The sequence below is a fragment of the Chlamydia sp. 12-01 genome (assembly GCF_042234205.1).
Classification (GTDB): domain Bacteria; phylum Chlamydiota; class Chlamydiia; order Chlamydiales; family Chlamydiaceae; genus Chlamydia.
Genome location: NZ_CP114174.1, coordinates 660,293 through 676,357, shown reverse-complemented (window position 1 = coordinate 676,357; position 16,065 = coordinate 660,293). Strand labels below are relative to the sequence as shown.

Here is a 16,065-nt window from a genome sequence, read left to right as displayed (position 1 = left end):
CTTTTTTTAAGGAATATTATGACAGCATCTTGTTCAACAACAACGAGTACAATTTCAGAAAGTGCCGAGCTTGATTTACTAATTACAGAATCAGGATCAGAAGCATCTTCAACAACTGATACTGAAGTTAGTGTTCCTGATTGTTGCCAAATGGCTATCTTACGTTCCATGTCGGATACTTGCTTAAACTTATTGAATCAATCAGGATCAGTATTTTCACAACTTCCTCCCCAAGATAAACCTGCGCCCTCAGAAACTTTAATGGCAAAGAATGGTATGTTGATGAAGTCTTCATCCCTACCAAATCTATCATCACAAAAATCTCTGGATACATTTTCCTCTGCTGATAAGAATCCTGCTTTACGGCAAGCTAACCAATCCTCATCTTTTGCTTCTGTAAAAGAAGAAAAAGCACAAGCTAGTATGGGATTTTCTTCTTGTCCAGCTCCTAAAGACGAAAATCTTATAGCAAAAACAACAACGCTAGTCTTACATCTACCGGAATCTAAAGACGATAGTTATGGGGAAAAATCATCCCTTACCCTATGTGAAACACAAGTTGAAGTTCAAATTTATGATAAGCAAACCATAAAAGAACATAGCTTGAAAGATACTGCTAGAACTTCTGAAGAAACTGCAAAATCTGCACCATCTTCACCAAAACCCTCTACATCTTCTCTCAGTCCTATGGCTCTATTCAGCCATGTACAAAAAGAAACTGCAGAAACACGTCTCGATACAAAATCTCAAGAAAGAGAAGAAGGAAAAGGAGAACACGGACAGCAAGAACGTCAGGACCAAGAACAGCAGCATCATAAACAAAAAAGAGACTTCACTATTGAAGAACTTTCTAATCAGATGTCTGCACATTATACGCAATCTCACAGCCTACCTGATGAAATTATTGAATTTGCTCTTTCAGAAGCACAGTTAAGCTCTCTGATGCATATGCGTGTATCAAATTTAGACGTGCTTAGAATCTGCGCAGAAATTATGAAGCTCATGTTGAATAGCAGAGAGCAAGATAATCTTTCTCGTTTAGAAGCTAGAAAGCATCTTTTAGAAAAAGCTAAAGAGCTTATCGAAAGTTATGAAAGTCAAGCTAAGATTTCACAATGGTTAGGAATCGCGACAGCGACTCTAGGTATTATAGGAGCTGCCACCCCGATTATCGGTGAGATTTCCGGAAAACGTATTCTAGGATTCATCCAAAAACATACAGGATTATGGAAAGGAGCAACAGCACGAACATTCTTTAAAGGTGCTGGCAAAATTTGTACTTCTCTATCACAGCTCACAGAAGCTTCATCGAAAATCTATGAGTTGAAAGAGACTGCAACGAGAACATTTGCAGAAAATTATAAAGAGATATTCCGTATGGAACATGATGAAATCACCCGTTCTATTGAAGAGGTGAAAGATCATTGGAAAAATATGGATAATTTCTTACTACAGGTATTACAAACGGAACACGACGCCGTTCGCAGTCTCTATCAATAGAACGTGCTCATTTCCGTATATTTTTATATGCTTTTGTCTTACCCCAAGGAAAAGTCACATCACAGCTTCTCTCTGTGAAAAATAATACATCTCCATCAGGCAAGGAATCCAAAGGAAAGGAAATACTAATAACCATATTTCCTGGCTTTAACTTTTCTAAAGCTATTAAAACACTTTTCAATACCTTCAAAGAATACGACGAACCATAAAAATAGACACAGGAAGCTTGTGATAATTCCGTCTCATGAAAATATTCTTTAAAAAATATCGTAGGTTGTGAAGACAACAACCTATGCATATAAGAAGCGAAGTTAATAAAAGTAGATTGGTTATCTACACCTACAACATGACATCTCAGAATATGAGAAAACCAAAAGCATACTTTTCCTAAACCACAACCCAAATCATAAATAACATCTTGAGAGGTAACTCCGAATTCTCTACTCACTTTATTTAATGCTGACCAAGGAGTCTCTCCGTAAACATTTCCCTCCTTTAGCAACGAAGATTGTGGCGAACGACGTAATCTCTTGTAGGGATTCTTCAATAAAGAATAAAAAAACTTTGCTAGATCATATACGATTAATTTTGGATATTTAATGTAGAGCGAGAAGGATAAATAAATACATTCTCTAATAGAGAATACTATTCTATGAATCCCTACTCGCAATACATATAAGAATGAAGACTTTTTAATTACGAAGTTCTTTAGGCGGTTGGAATACGACATCTTCTATAGCAAATATATCTTCTTCAACTTGTAAATTAGGTATTAACTCTTTCAACCTGGAAATACAAGATTGAACGATATGCTCAGGAGTTGATGCTCCTGCTGTTATTGCAATATCTCCAGAATAATTTAAAATCTCATTAGAAATATCATCCGGACTATTCACTAGCCTTGCGGGTATATTTCTTTTTTCAGCAACTTCTCGTAAACGATTAGAATTTGAGCTCTGCACATCTCCAATAACATAAACGAAATTTACCTTCGGCAATACCGAACGTAAGGCTTCTTGGCGATTTTGTGTAGCATAACAAACAGAAGAACTAGGTAAGGTAATAATATTTGGATAACGTACCTTTAATGCTTGGGTAATTTCTGCAACATCATCCAAACTCAACGTTGTTTGAGTTACAAAAAATAAGGGTACATTCACTCCAAAAGGTAGATTGGCAACATCTTCTACTTTTTCTACTACCGTAACACTTTCAGGAGCTTCTCCACGAATCCCAATAACCTCTACGTGCTTTTTCTTTCCTATCAAAATAATTTGATAACCTTTGCTGGCATAAAGCTTAACCGCAGAATGAATCTTAGTTACTAAAACACAAGTTGCATCAATATCAAAAAGATTTCGAGTTTTTGCTTCCTCACGAACCTCAGGAGAAATGCCATGAGCAGAATAAATAACCTTTTCTCCATAAGGAACATCACTAAGATCTTCAATGAAGATAGCCCCTCTTCTCTTGAGATCATCTACCACATGACGGTTATGAACAATTTCATGTTTCACATAAATAGGGGCTCCCCACTTCTCTAAAGCAGCCTCTACCACTTGGATAGCACGAACTACCCCAGCACAAAATCCTCTAGGATTACTTAATATAACCCTGCGCATACACCTCACCTCCAGACTTGAGCATGATGCTTAATAAAAAAAACCTTCAGAAAAAGATTTTTTACTTTTTCTAAAGGTTATTAATATAACAGAAGATTTTTATATTGTTATATTTATTATGATCTAGTTTCTATACCTCTACTTTCTTCAGAATGCGGAGTATTTGTATCTGATTCTTTCTCAATGAGATCGAGAACTAGACTTTTTACATTAGTAATGTAATCAGAATATCTTCCTGTCTGTAAATCAGAATCTGTAACATCTAAATATACATGAGGAGCGACCCCTAAATTCTCTATATAGGAACCGTCCGATCTCACTGCTAGAGATCCTGTTAAAGAAAGATTTTTAATTCCTGTTCTATTGGGAAACTCTACATTAAAGACAAAACCTCCAGCCCCTGCTGTGGTCATTCCCACAATAAGAGCCCGATCATTATCTTTCATAATCGCAGGGAATAAATCTCCACAGGAGAAATCTTCTTCATTAATTAAAATACACACAGGATGTGTATAATGACATTCAGGATGTGGATGCACCTTAGCAAATCCTAACAAAGGCATAGGCTCGGAAAGATTGATATCTCCATTTGCCCAACACTTTAAAACAGTATCAGAGAAGGTCTGTAAGTATCCTACAGCATTCATATCGATAGGATAACCTTCCATATCATTACCAAGAGCATTTCTTGCTTGCTCATCAGTTTCCACACCTTCAAGAAGATTCAACCATTTTATTGCAGATTGAACTTCATTTTGGGTTAGAATCATTCTATGTCTAGGTGTCTCTAGAGGCTTATCCGTTAATCTGGAGATTAACGCATAAAGGTAGAATACACTACCACCAGGATTATTTGTCTGATCGACGATCAAAGCTTCTGTTTTATCCTCAAAAACTTGAATGATCTCACCAAAATCCTCCCAAGGAGATTCCGCATTCATAACACTACGGTCTTCCATATCTGTCCAAGAATATGTGGAAATTCTAATAAATCCAATATTATGAGATTGTCCTTGATCATCCCTACATGTGAATATGTAAGCATGGTAAGGACCATGTTGAGCTCTCCATATCACATTTCCAAAATCAGGGAAGAAGCCTTTTTTACTTCCGATATTGTAATCACTGTTTAAACCACGTTTATATTGCTCACGTAATTCACTCCAGAAATAAGGGACCATTTCATTTGTGAATAAGCATTTCTCAGAAGCGTTGGAGAGTAAAGGTAAAGCACGTCCAGATTTCATCTCAATTACTGGATCTTTTATCAAAGGAGCTATCAACGATAGGTCTTGAATATGTTCAGGAATATGACGCCATTTAACTTTTACAGTACGAGTCAAACCACTAGGACGACGAATTTTTAACGTAACTATTCCTATAGGCACTTGATGACCTAAGGAAGCAGAACGAGAAAAGAGTGTGCGTACAGCTGCTGCATAGTCAGATGGAGCACCTCTACCTTCACGTACACTTTCGATCATTTCCATAATCGGTACGCCATCCATCTCTAAAATTTCATCACCTACATTAATCTCCGAATTATATGTATGTACATCGACAACAAAGCATTTACGAGAGTTGCTTAACTTGATTGTGTAGGGTAAATGAGAATTCTCTGTGCTGAAGAAAGTAACCCCGGCGTGGTAATCGTTTAAACCCGAAATATATTGCGCAAAAACTCCTTGGCAATATTTTGTAGAAGGGTTTTCTTCTAGATATAATTTTAAACGCGCTTGATCTGTTGATTCCTTTAAATCCCACTGAAAAAGCTTATGTTTCCACTCTTTAGGAGCGTATTTAACATCAAGCAAGTGTTCTAAAAAACTCAAATCTGAATATGCATTTTCTTGAACTAAGGTCTTAGCAGAACCTGAAATTTGAAAACCTAATACTAGGGAGCAAATTAAGGCTGTAATTTGTTTTACTTTCATATTTACCTCTCTTCCAAATAGAGACTGTTTATAAGGAGGCGGTATGATAGAGGTATAAAGATTTTATTAAAACAAAGTTTTTAAAAAATTTTTTTTAACTCAGAGACAACCAACTCAAAAAAACATAGCGATGCGCTCGAGCATAAAATATGAAAGAAGACCACCAAAATAACTAGCAAGTGCAATCCACGAGATCTTCTTGAAATACCATAGAAAATCAACTTTCTCGATACCCATGAAGGCAACTCCAGCAGCTGATCCAATGATTAAAATACTTCCCCCGGTGCCTGCCGCATAAGCAATCAATTTCCATAGAGTATCATCCAGTGGGACTTGATACATACCCATAGTCGCAGCAACAAGAGGAACATTATCCAATACGCTTGAAATAAGACCAATAAAAATAGCCACAACATTCCTAGAAAATATCTTATCCATACTCATTGAAAGTTCAGAGAGAACATTAGAAAAAGTCAAAGCATTAACGGCCAATAAGATGCCTATAAAGAAGGTTATCGAGGAAATATCGATCTTCGTTAAAATATGAGGGATACGTAAATGATAGCGATCCTCACCGTGGGGAGAGTGAATCCAGTCACTAGCTAACCAAACAAGTCCGAGTCCTAGTAAAGCCCCAATAAATGGAGGAACTCCTAAACAAGCCTTCCAGATGGGAACCATCAATAAGGACCCCAGGCCAATACAAATGATCAAACCACTTTTCTTCGGAGATCCCTCCATTTCAACATCCTTAGAGATCATTCCTGTGGTTCGCTTTTTCAGCATAAATTGTGCACAAATTCCGGCAATAAGAACGCATACCAAGCTAGGAACAAATAAAGCACGGATAATACCCCAAGAAGTCACTTTATTATTAATCCATAACATCGTTGTCGTTACATCTCCTAAAGGAGTCCAAGCACCTCCAGCATTTACACTAATGACACAAATAGCTCCTAAAAGTAAGCGATCTTCTCGAGATTTAACTAAGCGCTTCAAAATAGAGATGATAATGATAATAGATGTTAAATTATCCAAGGCAGCTGATAGGAAAAAAGAAAGTCCTATAAGCACCCAAAGAAGTAGGGTTCTAGATTGTATGTAGCAACATCGCACTATAATCGAAAAACCCTTGTGTGCATCTATGAGTTCAACAATGGCCATCGCTGCGAATAAGAAAAAGATTACTTGAGCCATATCAGCAATTTCTTCGGCTAGAATCATATGATCTGCATGTTGCATATGGGAAAAACAAACTAACCACATTAAACCTCCCATAGCAAGAGCTACGGCAGACTTATTTACTCGCACAATATGCTCGAAAACAATCGCGATGTATCCAAATAAAAACAGAGCACACAATTGGAATTTCAACATAATGACCTCAAAAATAATTCTACGAACCAGTGTACTCCTATTTACAGGTTAGGTAAAGTAGGAAAAATCCTTCCAGATTAAGAAAAGCATTTCTTTTTTATACACTAAAATAAAAAATTTATTATCTGATACTGCTTTGTATAGCAATTCTATACTCTTGAATCTTAGATTTGATGAAACAAAACGTCTACAAACATAACGAACTATTTGACAAAGATACTGAAGAAAAGAACAATAATAAAGTTCTCTAGTTCTGAATCCATGTTAGGAGTCTAGTGAAAGTCGCCCTATCGTTTAAACACCTTGTCCCTAAGCTCTATACTTGTATTAAGGAGGGTTATACCTTCAATACATTTAAGAAGGACTTCATAGCCGGACTTACTGTAGGTGTTCTAGCATTTCCATTTGCTATTGCTATAGCAATCGGTGTAGGTGTATCTCCTATTCAAGGTTTATTGGCCTCGATTATTGGAGGTTTCATAGCCTCTGCTTTAGGTGGTAGTCGTGTTCTTATATCAGGACCAACAAGCGCTTTCATCTCCATACTCTATTGTATTTCAGCAAAATATGGTGTTGAGGGGTTATTTACAATCACCTTAATGGGAGGGGTATTCCTAGTAGCCTTCGGTCTCACTGGGCTGGGAACTTTCATTAAGTATATGCCCTATCCCGTGGTTACAGGACTAACAACAGGACTAGCTGTTATCATTTTCTCCTCTCAAATTAGAGACTTTTTAGGTCTGCAAATGGGAGATAGTATTCCTACAGATTTCATTGCTAAATGGATAGCCTATTGGGATTATCTATGGACCTGGGATAGTAAAGCTTTTGCCGTAGGGTTATTCACTCTATTGATCATGATCTACTTCCGCAATTATAAGCCTCGATATCCAGGAGTGATGATTGCTATCGTCGTAGCTTCAACATTAGTGTGGTTACTAAAAATTGATATTCCTACGATTGGTAGTCGTTATGGAACTCTTCCTCAATCGATACCTCTACCTTCGTTTCCTCATCTTAGCCTAACAAAAATTTTACAACTTATGCCAGATGCTCTGACTATTGCCGTTCTCTCTGGTATAGAAACTTTGCTTTCAGCAGTAGTTGCCGATGGTATGACAGGATGGAGACATCAATCTAATTGCCAGCTTGTTGCTCAAGGCATTGCAAATATTGGAACATCATTCTTCTCCGGAATGCCCGTAACAGGTTCTTTATCAAGAACCGCAGCAAGTATTAAATCTGGAGCCACAACACCTGTAGCAGGATTGATTCACTCAGCCTTTATTTGTGTTATTCTTTTGGCTTTAGCACCGCTAACAGTGAAAATTCCTCTTACCTGTTTAGCCGCTGTTCTTATCCTTATTGCTTGGAATATGAGCGAAATCCATCATTTTATTCACTTATTCACTGCTCCTAAAAAAGATGTTGTTGTCCTTCTAACCGTCTTTATTCTTACGGTTATGACAACTATCACCTCTGCAGTGCAAGTGGGTATGATGCTCGCTGCATTCTTATTCATGAAACAGATGAGTGATCTTTCTGACGTAATATCTACGGCAAGATATTTTGATGAAAATAAGCAGGCGAAAGATGATGATCTATTTTCAAAATCTGAAGTTCCTGCACATACGGAAATCTATGAGATCAATGGTCCTTTCTTCTTTGGAATTGCTGATAGATTGAAAAATCTTCTCAATGAAATAGAAAAGCCCCCAAAGATTTTCATACTATGTATGAGTCGTGTACCTACAATTGATGCATCCGCTATGCATGCTCTAGAAGAGTTCTTCCTAGAATGTGATCGTCAAGGAACACTTTTACTTTTAGCAGGGGTGAAAAAAACACCGCTAAGCGATCTTAAACGCTATCATTTAGATGAGCTTATCGGTGTTGATCATATCTTTTCGAATACGAAGAGTGCTCTCTTATTTGCTCAAGCTTTGATTAATTTAGAGAGCAAATCCTCTCATTAATGTTTTCCTATCATGGATTCGGGAACAACAAGACGATCAAATTCTTCCGCGGATAGGTATCCCATCTGTATACACGCTTCTTTTAAACTTATATTGTCATGAAAAGCTTTCAAAGCCATTTTAGAACACTTATCATATCCCAAAACTGGAGTTAATGCTGTAACGAGCATTAAAGAATTATCCAAGTATTCTTTAAGACGAGATTTGTTTACACGTAAACCTGAAACGAAGTAATCCGCAAATGCTTGCATACCTCCTGAAAGAATATTCACAGATTGTAAGAAGTTATAAATTATCAATGGTTTCATAACATTGAGTTCAAAATTTCCTCGACTTCCACCGATGATTACCGCTTGGTTATTTCCTATGACCTGAGCACAAACCATTTGCAAAGCTTCACATTGTGTGGGGTTAATCTTACCAGGCATTATCGAAGATCCGGGTTCATTCTCAGGAAATAATAATTCACCTAAACCACATCGAGGACCCGATCCTAAGAGACTTAGATCTGTAGCTATCTTTGTTAAAGCACAAGACAAAGTAGCTAAAACACCATGGGCATTTACTAATGTATCGTGGTTAGATAATGCTGAAAAGTAATTCGATGCAACGATGAAAGGCTCTCCTGTTTCCTGACGTAAATAGTGAATAACTTTATCTATAAACCCATCGGGAACATTCAATCCCGTACCTACTGCAGTTCCTCCTATAGCCAACTCATACATATGTGTAAGGGAAAATGCAATCCTCTCTAAAGATTGACGCATCTGATTACTATAACTAGAAAACTCTTGTCCTAACGTCATAGGAACAGCATCCATTAAATGTGTTCTCCCTATCTTCACACAGTCGCGAAATTCAGCAACCTTAGCATCTAATGCCCTTTGCAAATGATCCATAGCAGGAATAAGCTTCTTTTTCAGGCTGATTACCGCAGCAATATGCATAGCTGTGGGGAAAACATCATTAGAAGACTGAGATTTATTTACATGATCATTAGGATGTATCGGTGCTTTACTACCTACAACACCTCCATGACGTTGAATAGCTAAATTAGCAATAACCTCATTCACATTCATATTTGATTGTGTACCACTACCTGTTTGCCATACCTTTAAAGGAAAGTGCTCATCGAAATTGCCTTCAAGAATTTCATCAGCAGCAGAAACAATCATGTCACAATATTTTGAATCTAAAAATCCTAGATCACGGTTTGCCTTAGCAGCACATTTTTTAATCCATACTAAAGCACGGATAACTTCTTGAGGCATAACCTCAGGAGCCCAAGAAAAATACTTTTGAGAACGCGCTGTTTGCGCTCCATACAACTTATCTTCAGGGACTTCTACAATTCCTAAACTATCATTTTCTTGCCGCATATATCCTATTTCCCTTATGATTTTTTATTATTTTTCCCTCTACATTTACAAAATGAAAAAAAAGTTTTTATGTTATTTTCTAACTATTTCACTTTTACTCTTGTTTTGGGAAATTTTTGCTAAAAATAACGCATCTTTTTCCTTTCTCTGTCCTCCGCCCTCAAAAATAGCCGCCAATTTTTCAAACTCTATAAATCTTATTCTTTCTTCTTCCTGGTATACTCTGCGAGGAATTTTAGGGGGATTCTTTTTAGCGCTATTACTATCGATAGGACTGGTGATCCTTATGCTCACCTATAAGCCAGCAAAAGATCTCCTAAACCCATTTTTCATACTGGTGCAATGTACACCAATGTTTACCCTAGCACCATTGATCGTTCTGTGGTTTGGTTGGGGATTAAACGCTGTCATTGTTCCTACAGCACTTACGGTATTTTTCCCTTTGACCATCACTATTTACCAAGGGATCACATCGACTCCTGAAGAACTTCTAGAGCAATTCATTTTGCACCAAGCAACCAAAAGACAAATATTCATTAAACTACGCCTCCCCCACGCTCTTCCTCATATATTTTCAGGATTAAAAATCGCTATGGGATCTGCAGGATTTGCAGCTATAGCTGGAGAATGGGTAGCTTCACAATCTGGTCTAGGGATTCTCATTTTAGAAAGTCGAAGAAATTATGATATGGAAATGACCTTTTCAGGATTGTTTGCTTTAACGACTGTTACCTTTATCTTATTCCAAGGTATTTTACTAAGTGAAAAACTTGTCTTTGCTCTATTTCGTATAGAGAAAACAATAAAGAAATTTAGACTACCAAATAGAAAACTTGCTTTCTTACTTGTTCCCTTGCTTATCCTTCCCCTATGGAAATTAAATACTAAGCAGGTCAATCAAAGTAATTTCACTCCTATAACCTTACTTTTAGACTGGACTCCTAATCCTAATCACATCCCCTTATATGTAGGAGTTTCTAAAGGATTTTTCCGCGATCAAGGTATAGATTTACGTATTCAAAAAAGTACGGATACCGGCGCTGTTATTCCACATGTTCTATTTGAACAAGTAGACCTTACTCTCTATCATGCTCTTGGAGTAATAAAAACCTCTCTACAGGGAGCTCCTATACAAATAGTAGGATCTTTAATCGGTTCTACTCTACAAGGGTTTATCTATAGGAAAGAAGATAATATCTCAAAATTTGAAGACTTAAATAATAAGATTTTGGGATTTTGTCTAAACAACTCACGAGACCTCTCTTGTTTATTAGAAACATTACGTCTACATGGAGTTGTTCCCTCAGATGTGAGAAATGTAAGCTCTGATTTAATCTCACCAATGTTGTTAAAGAAAATTGATTTCCTATATGGGGCTTTTTATAACATCGAAGGCGTAAAACTAGATACATTGGGAATGCCTGTAGGTTGCTTCTTTTCTGACTCCTATGGGCTACCTACAGGTCCTCAACTTCTCCTATGTGGGAAAAAAGATACAAAAGCTACATCACCTGAAGTCGTCGAAGCTATTCAAATGGCACTTCAACAAAGTATTGATTACTGTCAGAAGTACCCTAAGAAAGCATTCCAAGCGTATCTTAAAGCCACAACCGATACACCTAAAATTGTTAAAGACGAAGTTCTTCAATGGGAAGCGACACTTCCCCTACTTGCGAAATCCCAAGAACCATTAAGCCAGGAACTAAGAAACACTTTATTACAAGCTATAGTACATCGTTATCCGAACTTTGCAGATAAGATCGTAGGTTTTTCTCTAGATCAGATATACCCATCTAATTCACAGGTTTGCCAGGATGAGAAAATACATGAGCAAGCCGAGATAACACATCTCGAAGTACTTCCATCGGTTTCTGATCAGCACTAATACGAGAAATCTTATGAATAGGATAGTGTTGAATGATGGCATTAATATCTTTTTGATACGATTGCAAACGTTTTTGCAATACTTCAATACCAACTTCGTTGATTCTTCCCTTACTATAAAGAGATTGTTGCGTACGCTCAAGTAACTTGGCTTCTTCATGCACCTCTAAAATAATTACATGACGTACTGTGATATATGAATCGAGGAGCTTTGCTTGTCCTACAGTTCTTGGAAGACCACTTATGAGCAGATCTTGACGATCTGGGAGGAATTGTCCAGTAGCAACTAATCCTTGCACATAGTAATTCCATACAGCAACAACATCTTCATCAGGAATCAAGGACCCAGAAACTGCATACTTATGAAAAAGCTGTCGAATAGGAGATCCTATAGGATAACAACGGAAAATGTCCCCAAGAGAAACATAGACCTGACTATCCCCGTGGGCTATAAAATTTCCTAATAAATCTTTACCAGCTCCGGGAGGGCCAAACAAAAGAATGGAAGAGAAGGGTTTAGTATAAAGTTTTATGCTATCTGCTATTGATTCATCTATCATAAGATAATTTAGCTACCGGTATCGTAATTTCCATGTTTCTCCATACTTTAGTTGATTACCTTGAAAAATAATAGCCCTAGCATATAAAAATTCTTCCCATGGACACTATTTATTTTTTATTACCTCAAGCTTGCATATTATTATTAGCAGCTGATGCTTTAACTAATGTTTTAGTATTAAATCACGTACTTGCGCGCTATTCTAGGAAAGAACGCTTGTCACTATTAGCTAGGGAAAGCGTATTTGCTCTCTTCAGTATGTTTGCTCTTTATGAGGCAGCTTTGGGCACTTTATACGTATTGAAAACTCCTCTATGTGCAATACAAGTTGTTGGGGGTATTGCCGTCACTTTGACAGGGATGCGAGCTATTTTAAATCTCAGTAGAGAAAACAGCTGGAAAGGCTTTACATCTCCCTCCGCTTTATCTTTAGTAACACCTATTGCTCTACCTCTTATGATTGGGCCTTCTTGGTTAGCAGCTTGCTGCATTCTAATAGGTAAACGTTATAACTTTGCTTCTGTTTCTCTTATTCTCATTCTTTCTTGGATCCTCATTTCTTTAGCAACGATCATCTTACAAGTTTTTGTCGGCGGAGGAAAAGAAAAGGCTAAGGTACTTCTTGCTACGCAAACAGTACTCGGTCTTTTTGCGACGATCGTAGGTACACAGCTACTTATGTCTGGATTACAACTAGCCTTCTTATAAAAGAGACGTTTTATGCTATTAACTCTGATTAATCTTAGTTTACTATTTTACGTGCTCTTTGATGCTCCGGGATCCGTTCCTGTTTTCGTATCCTTATTGAAGCACTACTCTGCGAAAAGACAACAACGAATCATTCTTAGAGAATGCATCTTTGCCCTTGTCACCCTATTACTTTTTGTCACTTTTGGAAGAAAATTCTTTCAATTTCTTGATATCTCCCTATATGCATTTCAATTCATCGGTGGCGTTCTATTATTCTCAGTGTCATTGAAAATGATGCTAGTACCCCCACCTGTAGAATCCGACTCATCTGAACCTCAATCAGAACCCATCTTCTTTCCTCTAGCTTTCCCCGTAATTACTGGACCCGCAGTCATTACCTCATTGCTCAGCTATATGGAAGAAGATCTGTTTTCTAAAGAACTCATTCTCGGTGCTATGATTATTGCTTGGGTACTATCTGTATTCACTCTGTTAAGCTCGAGTTTTTTCAATCGCATTCTCGGATCCTCTGGTTTAGTTGCTCTAGAAAGATTATTTAGTGTTGCCTTATTATTAATGTCTGCAAATCTTATGCTTAAAGGTATTTCGATAGCGTTTAACATAGGTTTTTATATTAAGTAGTGTAATTAGATGAAAAGAAATGATCCCTGCTGGTGTGGAAGCAAACGCAAGTGGAAACATTGCCACTATCCCCAGGCCCCTCAAGTATCTTGGGAACAACAAAAACAATATTACGCGTCACAATATGACATTATCTTAAAGACTCCTGAGCAAATTGAGAAAATTCGTTATGCCAGTCAAATTACTGCACGCATCCTCGATGCACTCTGTAAAGCTTCTGAAGAAGGTGTAACCACAGAAGAATTGGACCAACTCTCTCGTAAATTACATAAAGAATATAATGCGATTCCCGCGCCTTTAAACTACGGATCGCCACCCTTCCCAAAAACAATTTGCACCTCGCTTAATGAAGTGATCTGTCACGGAATCCCTAATGATATTCCTCTAAAGAACGGCGATATCATGAACATCGATGTTTCTTGTATTATTGATGGGTTCTATGGTGATTGTAGTCGCATGGTGATGATTGGAGAAGTCTCAGATATAAAAAAGCGCGTATGTCAGGCATCCTTAGATTGCCTCAATGCAGCCATAGCTATATTAAAACCTAATCTACCCCTATATGAAATAGGCGAAGCTATAGAAGCTTGTGCTGATACCTACGGCTTTTCTGTAGTAGATCAGTTTGTAGGTCATGGGGTAGGAATAAAATTCCATGAAAACCCCTATGTTCCTCATTACAGAAACCATAGCAAGATACCTCTAGCTCCCGGAATGATATTTACTATAGAACCTATGATTAATGTTGGTGTAAAAGAAGGTATTATTGACTCAAAAAATCACTGGGAAGCAAGAACCTGTGATAATCAACCCAGTGCACAATGGGAGCATACTCTGCTTATTACTGAGACAGGTTATGAGATACTAACTCTTCTAGAAAAATAATCTCTTCTTCTAAGCATTCTACATGCGCTAGGAGATTTTGAATCATTTCAATATCTTTCATATCTGCAAAGTTCGAGGTAACCTCCTCTTGCTTCTGTAAAGCAAGATACTCCTCACGAACTAAGAAAAGCTCCTTACGAACCTCTGCTAATGCCTCAGTCTTCTCAGCAAACTGTTCTTTTAGCTGTAAATACTTATCCTTATAAGATTTAAACTCATCAGTAACAGGAGTCTTAATAAGAACTTCTCGTTCACTCACAAGATTATGCAATTGTATAAGTTCTTCATCCTTTTGATTTAAAAGATTCTGAAATTCTTCCAACCGCAAGCGTAGTTGATCTACCTCTTGAATATGAGACTTAAGATTATGACATTCATCTTCTAAACTTTTTCTCAATAGTTTTTCTTCAACAAGTTCATTTTCCAAAGATGTCATCTTTTCATCTTTTTCCTGCAAAGTACGAAGCCATAATTCAGCATTCTCGTTTCTTCCTTCACTCCTGGGAAAAGTCTCCTTCCCAGATACCCAGGAAAATACAGAAGTAGTTTCATCTCCAGCTACAAGACGAACGTATTCATTATGTAAGACAGCATAATCTTCCAACCAACTATTTTTCTGATCAGCAAGAATTTGTAAGTCTAAAGCCATATGCTCCTGCTTTTTACAAGAATCTTGCAATAAAGCTCGACACTCTTGAAGCTCGGATTCTAAAGTATGGGCACGTTTCTCTAAAAACTCACATGCCATAGCTTTATCAAGAACTGCTTTATCATAAGATACTTGAATCTCAGTATACTCATTCGACAGTTGATCGTACCTTTGTTTTTGTTCATCATTTTCTTCATCGATAAGGGATATACCAAAAACAAAAATCCCCCAAGATAATAAAAAGGCTGTAGATAGTCCTAAAGCCCATAATAACGAAGAACAAGTAGCAATATGCTTATAGTAGTATACAGATAGAAATGCACAAGAAACTACACCATATCCCCAAAAACGGAAATATACAGAAGCAACTAATGCCAAAGCAGAAAAACATATCGTCAATAAAAGTAAAGAAGTGCCCATAATAGAAGCACAACCCAATCCACCGAAAATCAAAACTATAGATGATAGAAATACCCATTCTATCGAGAAAGATCTACATCTACCCACCAAGGTTTCCCACCTAAATCCTTGATAGACTTTTTGATAAAGATGCTTATTAAAAACGTGCATGGCCTCAAATCCCATACAAGAATACTCCTAAGACTCTTCCAGAGAATCTTGAGCTTTAGTTAATAAATAGCTAATTACAGCAGGATCCCCCTCATAGGTCATCTCCACTTTCATCTTGCCATCTGAAGACGCATGCCCGCAAGTCACCAGTACATAAGCACTCACATCCTCATCGAAAGTTCCCGTACTGTCATCACATTCGTTTCCAGACACTTCCTTCTCCTCTCTAGCTAAAGGTCCCTATTCCCAAGCGTGTGACCTCATATTCACCGATTGATAACAAGTCCTTTATTTTCTTTAGAAACTCTAAATTTTAGAGATCAAAACTTTTTTACTTTCCTTGCAAAATTTTTTAATTCTATTTGTTACTAAAGGAAAACAACTTATCAAACAAAACA

The 16,065-nt window shown here is 37.3% G+C and carries 14 protein-coding genes; 6 read left to right on the top strand and 8 right to left on the bottom strand.

Annotated elements, in window-relative coordinates; genetic code table 11:
* Window positions 1–18 precede the first annotated feature (18 nt).
* Window positions 19–1,500 carry a hypothetical protein gene (locus O1W69_RS02935; RefSeq protein ID WP_375793084.1) on the top strand — a complete coding sequence of 494 codons (1,482 nt, stop codon included), beginning with the start codon at window positions 19–21 and terminating at the stop codon, window positions 1,498–1,500.
* Between the two features lie 7 nt (window positions 1,501–1,507).
* Here the strand turns inward: O1W69_RS02935 and O1W69_RS02930 are convergent, their stop codons facing one another.
* From O1W69_RS02930 to O1W69_RS02915, 4 genes are all read right to left on the bottom strand, one after another.
* The gene (locus tag O1W69_RS02930; RefSeq protein WP_375793083.1) at window positions 1,508–2,230 is read right to left on the bottom strand and encodes a class I SAM-dependent methyltransferase; all 723 of its coding nucleotides are present in this window, start codon (window positions 2,228–2,230) and stop codon (window positions 1,508–1,510) included.
* Complete coding sequence (gene ispH / locus O1W69_RS02925) at window positions 2,193–3,122, bottom strand: 4-hydroxy-3-methylbut-2-enyl diphosphate reductase (RefSeq protein WP_375793082.1); 930 nt, start codon at window positions 3,120–3,122, stop codon at window positions 2,193–2,195. The genes O1W69_RS02930 and ispH overlap by 38 nt, the downstream gene beginning before the upstream one ends.
* A gap of 116 nt (window positions 3,123–3,238) precedes the next feature.
* The gene (locus O1W69_RS02920; protein WP_375793081.1) at window positions 3,239–5,056 is read right to left on the bottom strand and encodes a protease-like activity factor CPAF; all 1,818 of its coding nucleotides are present in this window, start codon (window positions 5,054–5,056) and stop codon (window positions 3,239–3,241) included.
* Window positions 5,057–5,170: 114 nt separating this feature from the next.
* Entirely contained in the window at window positions 5,171–6,433 is a 1,263-nt protein-coding gene (locus O1W69_RS02915) for an NhaD family Na+:H+ antiporter (RefSeq protein ID WP_375793080.1), read from the bottom strand.
* Between the two features lie 275 nt (window positions 6,434–6,708).
* Between O1W69_RS02915 and O1W69_RS02910 the strand changes: the two genes are divergently transcribed.
* Window positions 6,709–8,409: a solute carrier family 26 protein gene (locus O1W69_RS02910; RefSeq protein WP_375793079.1), complete on the top strand. Its 1,701-nt coding sequence runs from the start codon at window positions 6,709–6,711 to the stop codon at window positions 8,407–8,409.
* Here O1W69_RS02910 and fumC read toward each other — a convergent pair.
* Window positions 8,406–9,788, bottom strand: coding sequence for a class II fumarate hydratase (fumC, locus tag O1W69_RS02905; protein ID WP_375793078.1), 1,383 nt, complete (start codon window positions 9,786–9,788; stop codon window positions 8,406–8,408). The two genes, O1W69_RS02910 and fumC, sit on opposite strands and share 4 nt — an antisense overlap.
* 52 nt (window positions 9,789–9,840) lie before the next feature.
* Here fumC and O1W69_RS02900 point away from each other — a divergent pair, with 52 nt between their 5' ends.
* Window positions 9,841–11,673, top strand: a complete 1,833-nt coding sequence (locus O1W69_RS02900; protein WP_375793077.1) for an ABC transporter substrate-binding protein — start codon at window positions 9,841–9,843, stop codon at window positions 11,671–11,673.
* Here O1W69_RS02900 and O1W69_RS02895 read toward each other — a convergent pair.
* Window positions 11,582–12,232, bottom strand: a complete 651-nt coding sequence (locus O1W69_RS02895) for a nucleoside monophosphate kinase (protein WP_375793076.1) — start codon at window positions 12,230–12,232, stop codon at window positions 11,582–11,584. The two genes, O1W69_RS02900 and O1W69_RS02895, sit on opposite strands and share 92 nt — an antisense overlap.
* Before the next feature lie 98 nt (window positions 12,233–12,330).
* Here O1W69_RS02895 and O1W69_RS02890 point away from each other — a divergent pair, with 98 nt between their 5' ends.
* The 3 genes from O1W69_RS02890 to O1W69_RS02880 are packed head-to-tail and all read left to right on the top strand — an operon-like array spanning window position 12,331 to window position 14,448.
* Window positions 12,331–12,939, top strand: a complete 609-nt coding sequence (locus tag O1W69_RS02890) for a MarC family protein (RefSeq protein ID WP_375793075.1) — start codon at window positions 12,331–12,333, stop codon at window positions 12,937–12,939.
* Window positions 12,940–12,951: 12 nt separating this feature from the next.
* On the top strand, window positions 12,952–13,563 hold the full coding sequence (locus O1W69_RS02885; protein ID WP_375793074.1) for a MarC family protein: 612 nt from the start codon (window positions 12,952–12,954) through the stop codon (window positions 13,561–13,563).
* Window positions 13,564–13,572: 9 nt separating this feature from the next.
* Window positions 13,573–14,448 carry a methionyl aminopeptidase gene (locus O1W69_RS02880; RefSeq protein ID WP_375793073.1) on the top strand — a complete coding sequence of 292 codons (876 nt, stop codon included), beginning with the start codon at window positions 13,573–13,575 and terminating at the stop codon, window positions 14,446–14,448.
* On the opposite strand, the gene O1W69_RS02875 is transcribed toward O1W69_RS02880, so the two are convergent.
* Both O1W69_RS02875 and O1W69_RS02870 read right to left on the bottom strand, forming a co-directional pair.
* Window positions 14,405–15,556, bottom strand: a complete 1,152-nt coding sequence (locus tag O1W69_RS02875; protein ID WP_375793993.1) for a hypothetical protein — start codon at window positions 15,554–15,556, stop codon at window positions 14,405–14,407. The genes O1W69_RS02880 and O1W69_RS02875 overlap by 44 nt on opposite strands.
* Before the next feature lie 138 nt (window positions 15,557–15,694).
* Complete coding sequence (locus tag O1W69_RS02870) at window positions 15,695–15,880, bottom strand: hypothetical protein (RefSeq protein ID WP_332381631.1); 186 nt, start codon at window positions 15,878–15,880, stop codon at window positions 15,695–15,697.
* Between the last annotated feature and the right edge of the window lie 185 nt (window positions 15,881–16,065).

Coding starts and splice junctions, on each gene's coding strand:
- O1W69_RS02935 (WP_375793084.1), top strand. CDS start 19: ATGACAGCATCTTGTTCAACAACAACGAGTACAATTTCAGAAAGTGCC.
- O1W69_RS02930 (WP_375793083.1), bottom strand. CDS start 2,230: ATGTCGTATTCCAACCGCCTAAAGAACTTCGTAATTAAAAAGTCTTCA.
- ispH (WP_375793082.1), bottom strand. CDS start 3,122: ATGCGCAGGGTTATATTAAGTAATCCTAGAGGATTTTGTGCTGGGGTA.
- O1W69_RS02920 (WP_375793081.1), bottom strand. CDS start 5,056: ATGAAAGTAAAACAAATTACAGCCTTAATTTGCTCCCTAGTATTAGGT.
- O1W69_RS02915 (WP_375793080.1), bottom strand. CDS start 6,433: ATGTTGAAATTCCAATTGTGTGCTCTGTTTTTATTTGGATACATCGCG.
- fumC (WP_375793078.1), bottom strand. CDS start 9,788: ATGCGGCAAGAAAATGATAGTTTAGGAATTGTAGAAGTCCCTGAAGAT.
- O1W69_RS02900 (WP_375793077.1), top strand. CDS start 9,841: ATGAAAAAAAAGTTTTTATGTTATTTTCTAACTATTTCACTTTTACTC.
- O1W69_RS02895 (WP_375793076.1), bottom strand. CDS start 12,232: ATGATAGATGAATCAATAGCAGATAGCATAAAACTTTATACTAAACCC.
- O1W69_RS02890 (WP_375793075.1), top strand. CDS start 12,331: ATGGACACTATTTATTTTTTATTACCTCAAGCTTGCATATTATTATTA.
- O1W69_RS02885 (WP_375793074.1), top strand. CDS start 12,952: ATGCTATTAACTCTGATTAATCTTAGTTTACTATTTTACGTGCTCTTT.
- O1W69_RS02880 (WP_375793073.1), top strand. CDS start 13,573: ATGAAAAGAAATGATCCCTGCTGGTGTGGAAGCAAACGCAAGTGGAAA.